The following is a 13,329-nucleotide window of genomic DNA, read 5'->3' as shown; positions in this document are numbered from 1 at the left end:
AAAATCGTTTTCGTTTGTCATTACGTCACAATCAGTCTCGGTTTCATCGACTTTGTTGCCTTTTTCGGACGTCTCCCATTTCGCTTTGGTCGACCTCTAGATGTTCGAGTCGGCTTGCGGTTGAGTGCAGCGATCAAATTTTCCCATGGTTTTTCCGCATAGATGCGAATCAACTGGAGGAGGTCCCATGTCGACTTTTTACAGTCCAGTGTTAATTTAATCAGCAAACAGAGAGCATACGCGATTAAAGCAATATACATTTGGTTCCAAATCGCTTCGGCCGTATAACCGTGGGGTTTTACCAATCGAATATGCTGCTTGACCCATTTAAAAAACAACTCAATATGCCAGCGATTTCGATAAATCTCGGCAATTTGATGTGCGGATAAGTCAAATCGATTCGTTACAATTCGATAGGTACGCCCTTGGTCATCCTTAAACTCAATCAAACGCAGAACCGCTGGCAGCTCCGGCATCGTCACATCAGCATCAAGGATAAACCCATTCTGCCTTTTGGGGAGGTCTCTTTTTCTGATGATCGTTAACCGGCTCTTTTGCTTGACGCGGCAAACAAATTTAATCTTATCCTCTACCCATTTCTGAAAATGGTCGTATACCTGGTATCCTCGGTCCATCACGTAGGTCGCATCTTTATCCACTGTAAATTCCAACACGACTTCATGATCGGCTACATCTTTGGTTGAAGCGACGATCTTGTCTGGATACATCGTTTTGGAGTCCGCAACGACCAAGGAGGTGTGCATCTTCACGCCATGGCTACTTTTGGAACAATAGGACCATTTCGCGAGAATGGGAGGTAGTGTAATTCCCGATGAATCGATTAGCTTGAGTTTCCCAATACCAGGCGTAATGCCGCGTTTCCCTTTTGTAAGTTGCTTGATTCGATCAATGAGCGAGAAAAAGAGCGTCTGAAGATACTCCATAGGCAGCCGTTTCAGCTTCCGCGATAGTTGAGAAGCGCTTATGCTCTTGAGACCCAGAAGATCTTGAAATTCAGGATTAGCCGCTACATGCTCTGACATGACTTTGTATGAGTCTCGTTGCTGAAGCTGTGCCTCTACAAATAAGAGTGTCGAAGAGCCGACAAACAGCTTTTGGGCCCGGTAATCCAATGACTCGTGTCGAGTAGAATGGACATGTAACCATTTTAGGCATTGACAAATGACGTTATGATTCGGTACGTTATCCATAAGAAATCTCCTTTGTTGAGGCGTTTTATGGATAACGTTAGGGTAACTCAACAATAGGAGATTTCTTTATTTTTGTCCATGAATATAGTTCAATAAGTTACAAATATAGAGACTTATGGGATAGAAATTTTCGTAAAAAGATTGATGCAACGCTAGTGCAAAGGTGCATTATTTCTGGAGGATTCTTGCTGTATATCTCTTTTTATGCTGAAAATGATGTAGTTTTACAGGAATTCCCGCAGCGAAGGGGACGTCATAAGGAAAAGCTGCAGTTTTGCAGTTTTCCGGCAAGTCGAGCGTTGAGAATCAAGGGGAGCTGTAGCCCCGTTTGGTGCCCGCATTATCCGGCCATTGAAGGCTCGGACGGGGCGGGATGGGCCGGCAGACCGCCGGCCGAACCGGGGGCGCTTTCCTCACGGCTTGGCCTCGTCCACCCCTTCGAGTTCCGGAAGCCCCGCCTTCCGCCGCTGCTCGATAATGTGCTGGACATCCCATTCGGTATTTTCGGTGTTCCCTTTATCGACCGGATCGTGTTCAGCCAGCACTCATTCCAACTCACTCCATTGGACATTTTGTGCCCTCGTTTCTCCATTTCAATATTCCGGTCATAGGCGCAGGCTGCGTCGGCACCCATTCGCGGCGTATCGGCCAAGGTGATTTTTCCCTGCGAGCCTAATCTTCTTCTAAAAAAATGCACCCCCTAGAAGACATGACCCATCCATCGGCGGGCTTGTCCTCTAAGGGGTGCGAGTCATTCAGCGTGCCTTCCGCGGCAAGCTTCTATTGATCGACGTTGTGATAGACCTGCTGCACATCGTCCAAATCTTCCAGCGCATCAATCATTTTTTCAAATTGCGCCTGCGCGTCTTCCGGAAGGGAGACATAGCTTTGCGGCAGCATGGTCAGCTCCGCCACGGTGAATTCCGAGGTGCCCGCTTCGCGCAGCGCGTTCTGGACCGCATGGAACTGATCGGGCTCTGCATAGATGATGACCGCCTCATCCTCCTCAAGGATGTCCCGGACATCGAGATCCGCATTCATCAGAATCTCCAGCACTTCCTCGGCGGTCTTGCCTTCCAGACCAATGACGGCGGTCTGATCGAACATATAAGTGACCGAACCGCTGACGCCGAGGCTGCCGCCGTTTTTGTTGAATGCGGCACGCACCTCGGACGCTGTCCGGTTCACGTTGTTGGTCAAGGCGTCCACAATGACCATCGTCCCGTTCGGACCGAAGCCTTCGTAGCGAAGCTCGTCATAGTTTTCATCCGAGCCGCCTTTGGCCTTCTCAATCGCCCGATCAATGATTGCTTTCGGCACATTGTATGTTTTGGCGCGCTCAATTACAAATTTCAAGGCCTGGTTCGATTCGGGATTCGGCTCCCCTTGCTTCGCAGCTACGTAAATCTCTCTGCCGAACCGGGCATATATGCGACTCGTGTTCGTATCCTTGGATGCCTTTTTTTCCTTAATGTTATTCCATTTACGCCCCATCTGTACTCGCTCACTTTCCACATTGAATGTCCATATTTATAATAATATCTCTTCACCGAATCTTGAGCAACAATGGTCACACTGCAACAGGAAAGATATGCAGAGGGACGGGCCCGTTCCGGCCGAAATGACGCCAAGTCACGAAATAGAGAAAGACCCCTTTCCCGGGATAACAGGAAAAGAGCCTGTAAGAGCCTGCGCTATTCACATCGACAATGCCTTGTTGGCGTTTTTCATATCGTTCTCCAACAGCTTCGGCAGGTCGTATGAAGGATAATATCCGCGATCCAGCATAAAATGGAATACTTTCGCATGCAGGTCGATCGCGGCGTTAAGCTGCTTCTTCAGCGTCTGCCGCAGCGACGGCGTCGACGTCTCGGTAATGCCGATGGCGTAGCTCCGGACCGACGTCTTGCAGAAGGCGAGCAGATGCCCGGCGTAGAACCCGGTCATATCCGCGCCGTCCCCCACATGACGAACAAATACCGGGGCCATCGGGTAATATCCAAGCAGTTCCTTCAAGTTGTTCTCCATTGCATAGATCGCTTCCTCATATAATCCGCGCAGCTTCGCATCCTTGACGTCATCCAGCATCATTTTGAACGCCATCAGATGGTTTGCCTGGAACGCCGTCAACTCGTGCATTTCCATCGTCTCATGCCATGCCAGATGCTTCTTCCGTTCACTCTCAGCCAACCATAATCCCCCCACCTTCGATTATGGGGTAGCATATGCCTATATTGGGCGGGTGGTGCCTGCCCATTCAGGCGGCGACGCAACTTATGTCTGCTGATAGTTCGTCGCCGCAATGCGGCAGTCCGGGCAGATGAAGGCGTCATAGATTCCTTCCCCGTATTCCTCTATGTCTTCCCAATCGATCTGCCCAAGGAACTTCATCGTGGCCGAGCAGCTCGGACAGGCAGGGTAGTCGGCGTCCTGGACCCAAGCCGGATGGCCCCCGAGCTGGGAGGAGGCCGCCTCCAGCGTCCAACTCGCCGCATGGAAGGCGCTTCGCTTCGAAGCGGACAGGTGCAGCGCATGATCGGTCTCGCCGAAGGCCATGTCTTCATCCGGCTTCACCCAATACTCAGGCTCCCGGTTCCATTGGCTCCAATGAACCTGCCCTTCGGCATCGACATCGGTATAGATATAACCGTAACAGGTGCAGTTGATTGCAGGTGGCGAGCCGGAGCCTGTTCCACCGGAGGCCGTAATCGTGCAGCAGCGGGTGCGTCATATCCAGATCGAATAATACGGTCAACCGGCTTCCGCACCAGTTGCACTGCTGCTCCCCTTTTCCCAGGATCGCGGCCGCTTCGCCTTCTTCGCTGGATGAGCTCCCCGTTACGACCGGATAGCAGTCCGAATAGTACAAATTCCGCCGCTGATCGTCCGCCGTCAGCTCCCAGCCCGCTTCCCGGGCATACGCTTCAGGCGCGATATACAGCTCCTTTGCCCATTGCGGCGGATGATCCCGCCATTCCCGGAACAGCTTCACGATCTTCTCGTCGCCAATCCAGGCCAGAGCGAGAAGAATGGCGTTGCGGTTCTCCGCATCGATATCCGCCTGCCGGATCAGCTCGTCCCGCATCTCGGCGGAGGCATCCATATAGAGGATGCCCGGATAGGACTCGCGCCGGCGCATAAGCAAGGGGAGACAATCCGCAATGGACGCCTCCGTCCAGCAGACGAGCGAGGTTAACATCTCTTGCGCCGTATCCAGTTCATCCTCCTCGATCAGCGCGGCGGCATGCGCCTTCAGACGCTCGACATCCCCGCTGGCGTCCCCCTATTTCCGGCCGTAATCCGCCTTGATCTCGCCCCATGCCTTCGTGTCCCATTTCAGCACCTTGTTGTCATAGGTGTTTGTCTGCAGCCAGGCAAGTGCCCGATCCACGAGATTCCAGATCTCTTTCGTCGACTCATTGCGCTCCAGGGTGGTGGCCACCTTCTTCTCCCGCACCCATTTCATGGCGGTGCGGGAGTCGCTGTACACCGTCTGGCTGCTGCCCTTCCGCTTCAAATACGCCAGCGAGTGCACGATCGCCAGAAACTCTCCCAGATTGTTCGTGCCGTTCGGAATCGGACCAACGGCGAACAACACCTCGCCCGTCCGCGTTGACACGCCCCGGTACTCCACCGGTCCCGGATTGCCCCTCGTGCCGACATCGACCGAGATGCTGTCGTAATCCACCTCGGCCGGCGGGGCGCTGGAAGCCGAGCTTCCCCGGGCTGGCGAGCCTGTCCCGTCCTTCTTCTTGCCCCAATGCTTCTGCCAGCCGTCCCGATAGGCCTGCTCCGCCGCGGCCTTGGATGGAAAGGATTTGTACCTGGCATCTTTATAGTTATCCGTCTGCGCTTTGCATTCCGCCCAGCTTGCATAAATGCCTGGACGGTGCCCGGTCCATACGACGTAATATTTTGCCTGTGCCACGCTTATGTCCACCCCCAGCAGAAGCCGTCCCGATCCCAGGCAATCCGGCCGCGATGCAGCTTCCGGAACGCCTTCTTCACTTCCTTGTCCAACGACGCATTGCCCCTCTCATTCACGAACACGAACGCTTCGCCGAAATGAGCGCGCACATACGCAATCACATCGCTCTGATGGACGACTCCCTTCGCCTGAATCTCGGCTACCATCCATTCCGCCACCTGCTGTGCGGTCGCTTCCATCCTGTCCACCCCTTAGCAAATACAAGTCTTCTTCCGGGTCCCCAGCTTGCCGGCTGCGACCGTCTTCTCAATATAAGGCACGGCATCCGGCACCTTGCATGCGGTCTGCCCCATATGAACCTGCACCTTGCCGATCGCCTCGGCCACCCGGACCGCTTCCTCGTGCAGAGGCCGGACATAGGAGCCGACAACGATCACGAACATGTTCATCGTATAGCGCACCCGATTCTTCTCGCTATGGATCGTGGCCGCGATCTGCTTCAGAAGCCGGCGGATCTCCTCCAGATCCAAGTCCTCATCCTTCGTAATCGAGATATAGTTGGCATATGTGCTCCAGCCGCAGGTGGCGATCATCTCGTCGTCCGACTTCATCCATTCCCGGGCCAATTCAAGGGCATACGGGCTTTCCGCCGCCACGCCTGCTACCGTATACTCGGCAAGCGCATACCAGTTCGCCTTCTTCGCCCAAGCCTGCAGCGTCTCCTTGTCCATCATCTTCGGGTTCACCGTCAGTCCGGCCAAATACATCGCATCGCTGTTGCCTGTCTCGTACAACGCCCGGGCAAGCGCCTGATCCTTCTTCACATCCTTGACCAGCTTTTTCAGATCTCCAATCTTGACGCCGAACAGCGGGCCTGGGGCCCCATGCCGGATGAACGTCTTTTTCGTCTGCTCCGACCCCATCGCTTCCAGCTTCTTCATGATGTCTTCTACGGTCATGCGCTTCACCTCTCTGAGCGGAATAATTATGGGTGTATTATATCATGCCGTTAAAAAATAAATCTTTACAAATAAGGGGTTAGATGTTAGTGTTCTTGACCGCTTCGCATGTGCTGCTGTCGTTCCATTCCTTTTTAAAGGTCCAGCAGAAAGATATGGGCATCTTAAAACAGTTCGGATTTAAGAATCGGATGATTCAACATATATACGCGGGTAACATTAATCGTATTTTTGGCCAGGTTGCCGCGGGAATCGCGGCATACACCGCGATCATTTGCCTGCTGTTCGTTCAGGAGCGGCTTCTGCTATATTCATTTTCTTTACTATTTTTTCTAATGATTGTATTATTTATAATTAATCGGATTATTGTCCTTGTCATCGCCAAAGGCTACGCGTCCAAAGATATTCTGACGCTGCTGAAGACGAACAAGGAATTCGAATGACGCCATCCTTCTAAATCGAGGGCAGACCGAACGGGGAGGATCATCGATGAAAGTGAGCAGACCTTTGATTTTTTTTCTGTGAAAATCCAAACGCACTCATGAACGATTATCGTCTTTAAAAAGCTGCAGTTTTCTGAGAAATGACCATAAGATGCCCGGTCCACCTTCTTTGAAGGGGCCTTGTTTAAAATCGCTATGTTTCGTCAATGCTGTAAGGTTAGTTGATCTGCATGAGTGGTGCTTGTGGTCCACCTTCGATGTAAATTTGTTTGTTCTTCAGCATGTGGTAAGCAATGATAAGTATCTTACGTGAAATGGCAATGCAAGCTTTTTTCTTTCCTCGTCGTGAAGCAATCTTCCAGAACTTTGTTGCCAAGACCGTGTTTCGTGAGCGAGCGATTGCCCAAGACGCTTCGCATAGTGTCACTTTTGCATGAGGATTGCCTTTTACGCTTTTTGTACTTTTTTTTTGCCTGCACTCTCGTGGTTGCCGGGTGCTACGCCAGCCCAAGAGGCAAGGTGATCTGCGGATGGAAATTGCTCCATATTGGCCCCGATTTCTGCAAGGAGTGCTGCAGCTGTTCGTTCGCTAACACCTGGAATGGTCTGAAGCAGTTCGTACTCCGTCCGATAGGGCTCCAAGTGATCGTTAATTTCGGCTTCCAACCGAGCAATGGACTTCTCTAAGTATTCGATATGCTCCCAACAATCTTTAATCAATCGAATTTGATGCGGGGTCATCGTGCCAAAAAGAGAGTCAGTAACTTCACTTTTTTTGTTCTTGATCGAACCCTTGACGCTCGCTTCAACATCTTCCGCGTCAACGTAACCTTTTTCGATTAAGCGTTGCAGCAAACTGCGCCCGGATACACCGAATACGTCTGAGATGACACTGCCTAGCTTGACGTTACCTGCTTCAAGATACTTCTGGATTCGGTTTTTCTCCGCTGTTAGGGAGCCGATTCGTTTTTTTCGAAGTCGGCAGAGGTCCCGTAGCTCCCTTAAGTCCTCGGATGGCACAAAGCTGGGCTCAATTAGACCGACTCGAAGCAGCTTCGCGATCCATTCGGCATCACAAACATCCGTCTTGCGGCCAGGAACATTCTTAATGCGCTGCGCATTCGCCAGTACGACGGTGAAGTAGCCTTCAAGTATGTTGTAGACAGGTTTCCAGTAGATTCCCGTGCTCTCCATTGCGATGTGTGTAACGCCTTGGGACTCCAGGTACTTAAGCAGTTCGAAAAGATGTTTGGTCATCGTTCCAAAGCTTCGGATCTCGCTGTGGGCCTCCCCCGCAGCATCTGTGGTCATCACACAAACGACGATTGTCTCTTGGTGAACGTCCATTCCAGCACAGCGTTCAAGCAATACTTCCATCTTGGCTTCCCTCCATAACTGAAATGCATGACGGCGGATGAATTCGAGCTTGAGCATTTTTCTGTTCGCGGTTCTCTGATTGGGCATACAGAGCCAGCACAGGTTTGTACACAGAACTCATCCTCAACAGTTTATTTGTCGGGGTTACACCACCATTAAAAAGAACGTGTTTCGCGTCATGTAGTAGCAGTATGGGAAATAGGTCCGACCACTAAACCCTCGCTATTTTCATGCTAGGTTTGCGAACGAGAGTTCATGAATGTTTATTTGTCCTGTTGTTGGCGCTCGCGGGTTGCGACTCGAACAGCCGCAACGCAGGGACTGGAGACAAAGACATTTTCCAGTACAAAAATTCCTATGTCGGCGACAACAGCGCCATCGGCAGCATTCTGGGGATGCTTCCGCAGAGCGACCGATTGAAGCAGTTCTCGCTAAGCACGGCCGAGAAGCCTTACCGCATTACGGTACAGTACAATGAGGCAGCTTCGCAGATGAACGAAAGCGAGATTCGAGAGACCGTCATTTTCAACGCTACCTTTTTGTTCGCCTTGGTACGGAATGTCGACCAGGTCCACCTGGAGCTCGAGGGCCGGAGCTACCTCATCACCAGAGAACAATTGCAGAGCTGGTACGGCAAAGACCTGGATCAATTCGAGAACGAACAGGCTCTCAGAAATTTGACGCAGGAGTTCATACCGGATAAAGGCAAAGTGGATCAGTTGTTTACGAAGCTGCAGCAGCAGTGACAGCGGGGGAAGAGCTTGCAGGCCGGGCCGCGAAAGCAGCGCCCGCCCGGCAGGCTTAATCTCATTCTAATTCGCGCTCCGGCCGCATACATACGTAAGTAGCGGTTTCATTCCACGCCGAATGGGAGCGGTTCTGCGAACGTCCCATAAGACGGCAGACAGTTCCCAAGAATGGAGGAGCCTCTGATGCGCGGAACTTGGCTCAATTCCCCGCTGTCCTACGCGCTCGGCATGTTCGCGATGATGGTGCCGACCCAAGCCTTCAGCGCGTTCTACAGCTACTATTATGTCGAGAAGCTGGGGCTCGGCGTCGGGCTGGCTACATTGGCCCGCACGATCTACCTAATCTGGGATGCCGTCAACCAGCCGCTGTTCGGCCACTGGTCCGATCGCACCCGCACGCGCTTCGGCCGGCGCAAGCCGTGGCTCTGGGCTTCCATTCCGCTGTTCATGCTGACGTTCTGCATGATCTTCGCCGTGCCGCCGGGATTGGCGCAGCACCAGAACAGCCTGTTCCTCTGGTTCCTCATCGCGCTCCTGCTCTTCGAAGCGGTGTCGACCGTCATCTGGGTCAACTACGGGGCACTGTTCCCGGAATTGTTCCGCGGGGAGCGCCTGCGAGCGAAAGCTTCCGCGATACAGCAGGGCTTCCAGATCGCCGCCATCCTGATCGGATCTGCCCTGACGCCGATTCTATTCGCCCTCATCGGCTTCGGCTATATGTCCCTTGTCTATGCCCTTCTCTTCGCCGTATTCATGCTGTCGTGCACCGGTTCCGTCCGGGAAAATATGAGCATTCAGCAAGAGCCGCGGCTTCCGCTGAAGGAAGCGTTCCGCGAGACGCTGAAGAACCGGGAATTTTTGATCTTCAATATCGCCAACTCGTTCGCGCAGACCGTGAACGGGCTGGTGAGCTCCATGATCCCCTTTTACGCCAAATATGTGCTGAACATTCCCGAATCCCAAGTCTCCCTGCTGTTGGCCTCCGTCTTCGTCTCCGTTATCCCGCTCGTCGCCGTCTGGTACTGGATCGTCAACCGGCTGGGCGGCATCCGGGGCTGGCGCCTGTCCATGGCCGCTTACGGCCTGTCCGTCATCCCGCTCTGGTTCGGCAGCGGTCTCGCGAGCGGCATCGCCGCGGGCATCCTCGTCGGGTTCGGCTTGGCCGGCTTCCTCGTGACGCCGCCGGTTCTGAGCAGCCAGATCATCGACCGGGACTTCGCGAAGACGGGACAGCGCCGCGAAGGCGTCTACACGGCAGTTGGCGGCTTCATCACCCGCTCCAGCGGTCTCATCTCCGCCCTGTCGTTCTGGGTCGTCGGCCTGCTCTTCGGCTATGTGAGCGGAGACAACCCCGGGCCGAACCCGGAAGGAACGTTCCGGGTCTTGATCAGCGCCGTGCCGTTCTGTCTGCTGGCTGTCGCCTTTCTACTATCTCTGGGCGTCAAGCAACATGATCAGCCCCAATCTTATGGAAGGAGCCATTCGTCATGACTCAGCGCCATATTCGCACTCGACTCATACTCAATTGCGACGACTTCGGACAGAGTCCGGCGGCCAATCAGGCCATCATCCGCTTGCTGGAGAAAGGCGCCGTATCCTCCGCCACGATTATGCCTCCCGCTCCGGCCTTCGCGGAAGCCTCGGAATGGTGCAGGCGGACCGGCCAGCGCAATGTCGGCCTGCACCTCACGCTGACCAGCGAATTCGAGGGCTACCGCTGGAGCAGCCTAACCGGCGGGCCGTCCCTGCACGATGTCTCCGGCTATTTGCACGCCACCGTCGAAGCGTTCGAACGAAATGCGAGCGCTCCCGACGTGAAGAGGGAACTGAACGCCCAATACGAGGCCGTCCGCCAAGCCGGCATCGACATCTCTCATGTCGACAATCATATGGGCAGCCTGTACGGGATGGCCACGGGCCGAAGCTTCCTGCCCTATGTCCTATGGCGCTGCTCCCGCTGGGGGCTGCCCTTCCGGCTGTTCCGGCGCATCGATGAGCGGGATCATCTCCTCGCCTCCATCGCCGGGGCGCAGCAGACCTTGCGGAAGGTGGTGGCCCTCGCCGATGCGCTGGGCGTTCCCCTGCCCGACTACCTGCTCTCGCACCCGTATTTTATGGAAGAAGGAGAAACCTATGACAGCTTCAAGCGGATGCTCATCGGCAAGCTGTACGAACTGCCGGAAGGTGTTGTCGAGACGTATATCCACCCGGCGGTCGAGGACAGCTTCATGGCGGCGCGGATTCCTTCCTGGGAAAAGCGGGTCTGGGAGTACCGGCTGATGCTGGACGATGATTTCGCCTATGCGAGACGTGATGCGGGGGTGGAATTGACCGATTACCGTTACGTGCGGAAGACTCGGAGGCCGGTCAGGCTGAGAGGAGCGCTGCGCATGCTCGCGCTGCTTCTCCCCGAATCCAGGAATGGAGCCAGGTGAGAAGGCGGATAATCCCGGAGTAAATACCTGTGATCAAGCAGGTTAACCATGCTGAAGAGCACCGCGATATGCAGGTGCTCTTTTCACGTAAGGTTCTCTTTTCTCGTGCAATGCAGCGGGCTACCACCCGAGATCCAGCGTTCTGCCCGTCTCGGCCAGCGTCTTGACGTTGGAGAGAATCATCCACCAATGGGAACTGGCATTCGGATAGGAAGGATGATTGTCCGGCCACTGATCATTGACTAGCGTCAGCTTCGTGCACTGGCCAACCGTCTCCAGCGTGAAGGTGATTCTCGTCTCCAGCTCGGCGTGATTGCTGTAATAGGACGGGCCCGGATGCTCCGTTCCGCTGAATACCTTGTTCGGCTCGTATTGCAGCACGGTGCCATATACGTGAACCGTCTCTTCGCCATCATTGCCCGGTCCTACGTATTCGTATCTGTCCCCGACCTGGAACGTGGACCGAAGCTCGCTCCCAAAAAAGATTTGGCGCGTCCCTTCCGGCGACATTAGCGTATTCCAGACCGTGTCGACAGGGGCGCCGATATAGAACTCGTATTTCAAATCTTCCATGTCACTCACTCCTCTGCTCTCGGGGATGAAGGCTCCCTCTCAATTATAGTGCCGCGTGATTGATTCGATTATAGCGTCTTCCCTTCAGCAAGGATTGTAAAAACGCGACAAGCTGTCCGCCGCTCCCGTTCTTTACCAAATGCGAACATTAAATTGAAATTAATCTATAATTGTTCGTGTTTTTGTTGACATCGAGGCAGTTAAACTGGTATCGTAAACATGGAATGTTGGGAATTACTAAACGATGATGATATACATCTGCAGAAGCGAAGAGAGGGATTATCCGGTGGGACAAGTATGGTTGAAGAACGGCTGGATATTGACGATGGACGGGGAGCGCCGCGTCTTCCAGAACGGCGATGTGCTGATTGAGAACGACCGCGTCAAGGCGATAGGCGCCGTCGATCCGTCCGTGGTGCGGGCGGACGCGGAAGTGGCAGAGCTGAACGGGAAGACGGTCATGCCGGGGCTGATCAATACGCATGTGCATACGATGCAGCAGCTCGGCCGCGGCATTGCCGACGATGTCGATCTGCTCACTTGGCTGTACAAGCGCGTCTTCCCTTATGAGAGCTGCATGACGGAGGAAGAAGCGTATCTGTCCGCGCTGGCTTGCAGCCTGGAGCTTATCCGATCGGGCGTGACGACGTTCGCGGAGGCGGGCGGCAAGGAAGTGAACGGCATCGCCCGCGCGGTGCAGGAGGCAGGCATTCGCGCCGTGCTCTGCCGCGCGACGATGGATATGCCGGAAGGGCTGCCGGAGCCATGGCGGGAGTCGACGGAGCAATCGCTCGCCGTGCAGGAGCAACTGTTCGAGCGCTGGCATGGCCAGGCGGACGGACGCCTGCGCGTCTGGTTCGGCCTGCGCACGATCTTCAACTGCTCGGACGAGCTGATTGTGCGCACGAAGCAATTGGCCGATCGCCATGGTGTCGGGATCCATATGCACGTGGCGGAGATTCCGGAGGAGATCCGCTTCGTGGAAGAGCAGCGCGGCCGCACGACCGTAGAGCATCTCGCCCATCTCGGCGTGCTCGGCCCGAATATGCTGGCCGTTCACACCGTATGGATGACGGATCGGGAGATCGATCTGTTCCGCCTGCACGATGTGAAGGTATCGCACAACCCGGCGGCCGCGATGCGCGTGCTCGGCTTCGCCCGCATTCCGGAGATGCTGGAGCGCGGCATTACCGTATCCATCGCTACGGATGGAGCGCCATGCAACAACCGGATGGACATGATCGACGAGATGCTGCTGACCGCGCTGATTCACAAAGGCCGCACGCTCACGCCGACGAAGCTTCCGGCCGTGCAGGTACTGGAGATGGCCACAGTCAACGGAGCGCGCTGCCTCGGGTGGGAGGATGAGATCGGATCGCTGGAAGTAGGCAAGAAGGCCGACCTTATCATCATCAATCCGCGCAGCGCGGGCGTGCTGCCGGTCCATGATCCTGTCTCGACCCTTGTCTACGCCATGCATTCCAGCAACGTTGAATCGTCGATGTGCAACGGACAATGGATAATGAAGGATCGCCGCATTCTCACCTTGGACGAGGACGAGATACTCGATTGCGTGCAGGACACGGCCCGGGCGATCGTCCAACGCGCGGGCATCGAGCTGCCGCATCCTTATCCGGTTACGAAGGTGCGTTAA

General features: G+C 54.6%; 15 protein-coding genes and 1 pseudogene. 5 read left to right on the top strand and 11 right to left on the bottom strand.

The genetic code is table 11. The annotated features are described in order from the left end of the window. Positions 1 to 20: 20 nt before the first annotated feature. From OCY70_RS09580 to OCY70_RS09540, 9 genes are all read right to left on the bottom strand, one after another. The gene (locus tag OCY70_RS09580) at positions 21 to 1,211 is read right to left on the bottom strand and encodes an IS4 family transposase (RefSeq protein ID WP_261944552.1); all 1,191 of its coding nucleotides are present in this window, start codon (positions 1,209 to 1,211) and stop codon (positions 21 to 23) included. 413 nt (positions 1,212 to 1,624) lie between these two features. Beyond that, positions 1,625 to 1,756 carry a hypothetical protein gene (locus OCY70_RS09575; protein ID WP_261944816.1) on the bottom strand — a complete coding sequence of 44 codons (132 nt, stop codon included), beginning with the start codon at positions 1,754 to 1,756 and terminating at the stop codon, positions 1,625 to 1,627. Positions 1,757 to 1,991: 235 nt separating this feature from the next. Next, positions 1,992 to 2,705, bottom strand: a complete 714-nt coding sequence (locus OCY70_RS09570; protein WP_197256374.1) for a YebC/PmpR family DNA-binding transcriptional regulator — start codon at positions 2,703 to 2,705, stop codon at positions 1,992 to 1,994. A 204-nt stretch (positions 2,706 to 2,909) separates the two neighbouring features. Beyond that, positions 2,910 to 3,356: a spore coat protein gene (locus OCY70_RS09565; protein WP_213431261.1), complete on the bottom strand. Its 447-nt coding sequence runs from the start codon at positions 3,354 to 3,356 to the stop codon at positions 2,910 to 2,912. Between the two features lie 129 nt (positions 3,357 to 3,485). Then, a complete protein-coding gene (locus OCY70_RS09560; RefSeq protein WP_213431256.1) occupies positions 3,486 to 3,785 on the bottom strand; it encodes a hypothetical protein in 300 nt (99 codons plus the stop codon). 7 nt (positions 3,786 to 3,792) lie between these two features. Next, a complete protein-coding gene (locus OCY70_RS09555; RefSeq protein WP_213431257.1) occupies positions 3,793 to 4,410 on the bottom strand; it encodes a hypothetical protein in 618 nt (205 codons plus the stop codon). 84 nt (positions 4,411 to 4,494) lie between these two features. Then, complete coding sequence (gene rnhA / locus OCY70_RS09550) at positions 4,495 to 5,139, bottom strand: ribonuclease H (protein WP_213431258.1); 645 nt, start codon at positions 5,137 to 5,139, stop codon at positions 4,495 to 4,497. Between the two features lie 2 nt (positions 5,140 to 5,141). Beyond that, positions 5,142 to 5,378 carry a DUF6953 family protein gene (locus OCY70_RS09545; RefSeq protein WP_143797983.1) on the bottom strand — a complete coding sequence of 79 codons (237 nt, stop codon included), beginning with the start codon at positions 5,376 to 5,378 and terminating at the stop codon, positions 5,142 to 5,144. Positions 5,379 to 5,390: 12 nt separating this feature from the next. Further along, on the bottom strand, positions 5,391 to 6,098 hold the full coding sequence (locus tag OCY70_RS09540; protein ID WP_213431259.1) for a DNA alkylation repair protein: 708 nt from the start codon (positions 6,096 to 6,098) through the stop codon (positions 5,391 to 5,393). An 89-nt stretch (positions 6,099 to 6,187) separates the two neighbouring features. Between OCY70_RS09540 and OCY70_RS09535 the strand changes: the two genes are divergently transcribed. After that, positions 6,188 to 6,541, top strand: coding sequence for a hypothetical protein (locus OCY70_RS09535; protein ID WP_213431260.1), 354 nt, complete (start codon positions 6,188 to 6,190; stop codon positions 6,539 to 6,541). Positions 6,542 to 6,758: 217 nt separating this feature from the next. Here the strand turns inward: OCY70_RS09535 and OCY70_RS09530 are convergent. Continuing rightward, positions 6,759 to 7,918 (bottom strand): annotated as a pseudogene (locus tag OCY70_RS09530) (IS110 family transposase). Positions 7,919 to 8,193: 275 nt separating this feature from the next. Here OCY70_RS09530 and OCY70_RS09525 point away from each other — a divergent pair. From OCY70_RS09525 to OCY70_RS09515, 3 genes are all read left to right on the top strand, one after another. Further along, positions 8,194 to 8,664 (top strand): DUF4825 domain-containing protein, encoded by a 471-nt coding sequence (locus OCY70_RS09525; protein WP_249725479.1) that lies wholly within the window; start codon positions 8,194 to 8,196, stop codon positions 8,662 to 8,664. Positions 8,665 to 8,850: 186 nt separating this feature from the next. Then, positions 8,851 to 10,158, top strand: a complete 1,308-nt coding sequence (locus OCY70_RS09520; RefSeq protein ID WP_213430205.1) for an MFS transporter — start codon at positions 8,851 to 8,853, stop codon at positions 10,156 to 10,158. Beyond that, complete coding sequence (locus OCY70_RS09515; protein ID WP_213430206.1) at positions 10,155 to 11,102, top strand: polysaccharide deacetylase family protein; 948 nt, start codon at positions 10,155 to 10,157, stop codon at positions 11,100 to 11,102. Before OCY70_RS09520 ends, OCY70_RS09515 begins: the two co-directional genes overlap by 4 nt. Positions 11,103 to 11,222: 120 nt before the next feature. Here OCY70_RS09515 and OCY70_RS09510 read toward each other — a convergent pair whose 3' ends face one another. After that, a complete protein-coding gene (locus OCY70_RS09510; RefSeq protein WP_213430207.1) occupies positions 11,223 to 11,675 on the bottom strand; it encodes an SRPBCC family protein in 453 nt (150 codons plus the stop codon). Positions 11,676 to 11,961: 286 nt separating this feature from the next. On the opposite strand from OCY70_RS09510, the gene OCY70_RS09505 reads away from it, so the two are divergent. Then, positions 11,962 to 13,329, top strand: a complete 1,368-nt coding sequence (locus OCY70_RS09505) for an amidohydrolase (RefSeq protein WP_213430208.1) — start codon at positions 11,962 to 11,964, stop codon at positions 13,327 to 13,329.

Source organism: Paenibacillus melissococcoides (assembly GCA_944800085.1).
Lineage (GTDB): Bacteria > Bacillota > Bacilli > Paenibacillales > Paenibacillaceae > Paenibacillus_B > Paenibacillus_B melissococcoides.
Note: the sequence above shows the minus strand (reverse complement) of the source record. Positions and strands in the feature narration are given on the sequence as shown.

Coding starts and splice junctions, on each gene's coding strand:
- OCY70_RS09580 (WP_261944552.1), bottom strand. CDS start 1,211: ATGGATAACGTACCGAATCATAACGTCATTTGTCAATGCCTAAAATGG.
- OCY70_RS09570 (WP_197256374.1), bottom strand. CDS start 2,705: ATGGGGCGTAAATGGAATAACATTAAGGAAAAAAAGGCATCCAAGGAT.
- OCY70_RS09565 (WP_213431261.1), bottom strand. CDS start 3,356: ATGGAAATGCACGAGTTGACGGCGTTCCAGGCAAACCATCTGATGGCG.
- OCY70_RS09555 (WP_213431257.1), bottom strand. CDS start 4,410: ATGTTAACCTCGCTCGTCTGCTGGACGGAGGCGTCCATTGCGGATTGT.
- OCY70_RS09545 (WP_143797983.1), bottom strand. CDS start 5,378: ATGGAAGCGACCGCACAGCAGGTGGCGGAATGGATGGTAGCCGAGATT.
- OCY70_RS09540 (WP_213431259.1), bottom strand. CDS start 6,098: ATGACCGTAGAAGACATCATGAAGAAGCTGGAAGCGATGGGGTCGGAG.
- OCY70_RS09520 (WP_213430205.1), top strand. CDS start 8,851: ATGCGCGGAACTTGGCTCAATTCCCCGCTGTCCTACGCGCTCGGCATG.
- OCY70_RS09515 (WP_213430206.1), top strand. CDS start 10,155: ATGACTCAGCGCCATATTCGCACTCGACTCATACTCAATTGCGACGAC.
- OCY70_RS09510 (WP_213430207.1), bottom strand. CDS start 11,675: ATGGAAGATTTGAAATACGAGTTCTATATCGGCGCCCCTGTCGACACG.